Raw genomic sequence first — 972 nt, 5'->3', positions numbered from 1 at the left:
GAGCTGCTCGATGCGACCGTCGTTGAAGACCGCGATGCGGTCGGAGAGGGTGAGCGCCTCCTCCTGGTCGTGCGTCACGAAGATGAACGTGATGCCGAGGTCGCGCTGGATCTCCTTGAGCTCGACTTGCATCTGCTCGCGGAGCTTCAGGTCGAGGGCGCCGAGCGGCTCGTCGAGCAGGAGCACCTTCGGCTGCACGACCGTGGCCCGGGCGAGGGCGATGCGCTGCCGCTGGCCGCCCGAGAGCTGCGAGGGCTTGCGAGCCGCCATCTGCTCGAGCCGCACCGAGGCCAGTGCCCGCATGGCGCGGTCGTTGCGCTCCCTGCGGCCGAGTCCGCGCACGCGCAGCCCGTAGGCCACGTTGTCGAGCACGCTCATGTGCGGGAACAGCGCGTAGTCCTGGAACACCGTGTTGACGTCGCGGTCGAACGGGGCGCGCTTGGTGACGTCCTGGCCGAAGAGCTCGATGGTGCCGGCGGTCGGCTGCTCGAAGCCGGCGATGAGACGCAGCACCGTGGTCTTGCCCGACCCCGACGGGCCCAGCATGGAGAAGAACTCGCCGGCGCCGATCTCGAGGTCGACGTGGTCGACGGCGGTGACGGCGCCGAACTCCTTCGTGAGCCCGGTCAGCCGAATGGCCGGCTGCTGGTCGGTCATGACGTCTCCTTCGATGTGCGTGATTCAAATCATATGGATCCAGATGCTTTCCGCCAGACCCGCGTGTTACGGTCGTGTCACAGTTCCGACGACGGGCCGGAACGACGTCGTGACGCATGCCGGGAGGTCGGATGCCGCAGGCCACGGGCCGCGCCGACGCCACGCGCGCGGTCGTCTTCTCACCGCTCGACGGCGCGGGCCGCGCGGAGCTCGTCGAGCAGCGCCTCACCGACGCGATCGTCGCCGGCGTGCTCCGCGACGGCGAGCGCCTGCCGAGCGAATCCGAGCTCGCGCGCAGCCTCGGCGTGGCCGTCG

General features: G+C 69.8%; 2 protein-coding genes. One reads left to right on the top strand and one right to left on the bottom strand.

All coding sequences use genetic code 11. The features are described from left to right. The coding region (locus tag AC1DY2_RS20135) for an ABC transporter ATP-binding protein (RefSeq protein ID WP_476764028.1) at nucleotides 1-657 on the bottom strand (657 nt) is incomplete at its 3' end. A 131-nt stretch (nucleotides 658-788) separates the two neighbouring features. Between AC1DY2_RS20135 and AC1DY2_RS20130 the strand changes: the two genes are divergently transcribed. Continuing rightward, nucleotides 789-972 (top strand): GntR family transcriptional regulator (locus tag AC1DY2_RS20130; protein WP_476764027.1); only part of this gene is annotated, 184 nt, incomplete at its 3' end.

It is taken from the genome of Agromyces sp. P1_H4, from assembly GCF_056405255.1.
The sequence above is the reverse complement of the archived record's forward strand: the minus strand, read 5'-3'. Positions and strand labels throughout refer to the sequence as shown.